General features: G+C 37.3%; 3 protein-coding genes. All 3 read right to left on the bottom strand.

What is annotated here, in order from left to right:
• Window positions 1–281: 281 nt before the first annotated feature.
• From F988_RS00650 to F988_RS00640, 3 genes are read right to left on the bottom strand one after another with little or no spacing between them, the layout of a single operon-like run.
• Entirely contained in the window at window positions 282–605 is a 324-nt protein-coding gene (locus F988_RS00650; RefSeq protein WP_004678285.1) for a type II toxin-antitoxin system HicB family antitoxin, read from the bottom strand.
• Between the two features lie 8 nt (window positions 606–613).
• On the bottom strand, window positions 614–859 hold the full coding sequence (locus tag F988_RS00645; RefSeq protein ID WP_004678286.1) for a hypothetical protein: 246 nt from the start codon (window positions 857–859) through the stop codon (window positions 614–616).
• Between the two features lie 53 nt (window positions 860–912).
• On the bottom strand, window positions 913–1,344 hold the full coding sequence (locus F988_RS00640; RefSeq protein WP_004678288.1) for an Arc family DNA-binding protein: 432 nt from the start codon (window positions 1,342–1,344) through the stop codon (window positions 913–915).
• Window positions 1,345–1,647 lie beyond the last annotated feature (303 nt).

Below are 1,647 nucleotides of genomic sequence, written 5' to 3'. Positions count from 1 at the left end.
CCGAGTGCAAGACGAAAGCTTCGATTGAGTTAGACGTGAACCCTCGATAGTATCTGTTTTTGGATACTTCCCTGTAGATAAGGGATGAACGAGGATCAGCAAAGCACTGCTTTGCCCGAGTGCAAGACGAAAGCTTTGCTTGAGTTAGACGTGAACCCTCGATAGTATCTATTGCAAAATACTGGATAAAACGACCACCTATTCCTGTTCGTAACATACCAGTCATTCCTATTTCTTGAACCACTTGGATATGAGACAAAATCTCATATCCTTTTAACTGGTTACATAGCTAATTTTGCGGATACTAAACGATTCATACTTACACCACGTTCTGCTGCTTCTAATGCTAGTTTTTGATGAACCATTGATGGAACACGTACAGCAAAACGACCACTATATTTCTTCTCTGAAAGTGGCACTGGTACTTTTTCATTATTACTGATCATATCGGCTACAACCTCAGCAACAACATTAACAATACCTGAAAATGCTTTAGATTGATCTGCATCAAGCCAAGATAATGATGGAAATTCAGCACATTGTCCAACGTATTCATTATCTTCTGCTGACCACATAACACGGTAAGTATATTGCTTACTATCCATTTTCCACCTCACAATACGTTAAGTTTATCGAGTGCAGCCAAAACTTGCTTCACTTGGTATGGTTTAGCTTTCCCACCATCATCTTGAAGGTTTATACGAGGATCGCCTTGCCACGGTGTTTTAAATACGGTGTGACTACCACCTGTTTGTCTTGGCTCACCAAAATACTGTTTGCAAACCTTGATTAAATCCACAAAACGAATATTTTTTGGATTATTCCGCATTTGCTCTATGAGTTGATCAATATTAGCCATTAATATGCTCAATAATTCCAATCTCTAAATAGTATCAATAATGGTACTATTATTCAAGTGCTGATTTCACCATCACCATGTACAAGCCAAGACGGATTAACCTTTAGATACTCTGCTATTTCTCGAAGTTGATGGAAAGATGGTTCATGTTTACCTTGTATCCAATCTAATACAGGTTCAGCAGTTTCATATCCTAGTTGTTCAGCAATGTGTGTATATTTAATTTCTTTTACCTGTAATGAATTAAACAACTCTATTGCTTTAGTTAAGCGATTTGATAGTTCTTTCTTGCGATCAATAAGTTGATATTGGTTCAATACACTATTATTGTCTAATTTTTTAAAGTTAAAGCTATTTTCTAATCGTGCCACAATTTCAGCATTCATAGATCGTTTCAAGCCTTGAGCTTCATTTTCAATTTTTAACTTTAATGTTGTTGGTAATCTAAGTTTAAATTGTGCATCTACTGTTTGTGGTTTATTCATTTTCGGCTCATTACGAAAGGAACGACTGGTACGTTACGAACAAGAATGGGTGGTATGTTTATGCAGGAATATGCAATCTATTTTAGATACTTCCCTGTAGATAAGGGATTAAGACCATTGAAAACAGTATAGTAGTCACGAATCCAATGTCTGAACAGACTTCCCTGTAGATAAGGGATGAACGAGGATCAGCAAAGCACTGCTTTCCCCGAGTGCAAGACGAAAGCTTCGATTGAGTTAGACGTGAACCCTCGATAGTATCTGTTTTTGGATACTTCCCTGTAGATAAGGGATGAACGAGGA

The sequence above is a fragment of the Acinetobacter parvus DSM 16617 = CIP 108168 genome, assembly GCF_000368025.1.
Taxonomy (GTDB): domain Bacteria; phylum Pseudomonadota; class Gammaproteobacteria; order Pseudomonadales; family Moraxellaceae; genus Acinetobacter; species Acinetobacter parvus.
This window is presented reverse-complemented; position numbering and strand designations above follow the sequence as displayed.